1 protein-coding gene is annotated in these 538 nt (G+C 42.4%); it reads left to right on the top strand.

Going from position 1 to position 538, the window contains the following annotated elements; translation table 11 throughout:
- The coding region (locus ACUNWD_RS20795; protein ID WP_445589792.1) for a hypothetical protein at window positions 1-538 on the top strand (538 nt) is incomplete at both ends.

The raw sequence follows: 538 nt of genomic DNA, 5'->3' as shown, positions 1-538 counted from the left end.
TACAACCAAAAGAAGATCGACCGCCACCTGGAATACATCGAAAACAAACTTTCGGAATATGAAAAGGCATTGGCAGAGAGTGATGGAGACAAAGAGGAAATTAAAAAAGAGATTGACAAACAGAACCAGCGCAAAGACCGATACAAAAAGCTGGAAAAACAGTTAAAGGAATCTGGGCAGTCACAAATATCAACTTCCGACCCCGACAGCCGGCACCAGATAACACGTAACAATATCACCGAGGTTGCTTACTCGGCACAAACTACAGTCGATGCTAAAAACAATATTCCCATCGACTACAAAATAACCAATGCTAACGATAAAAGGGCAATGGGAAATATGTTGAGCAGGGCAAAAACTATTCTACGTCATAACAACTTTACTGCACTTTACGACAAAGGTTATCATACGGGCAGAGAACTGGCAATTGTTGACCAACTGAATATAAACACGCTGGTTGCAATTCCTCCGTTCTCAGGGGCTTCTCATGCACCCGACCTTAACTACGATGTAGAACATTTCGACTATGACCCGGAAA

The organism is Sunxiuqinia sp. A32, assembly GCF_052690465.1.
This window is presented reverse-complemented; position numbering and strand designations above follow the sequence as displayed.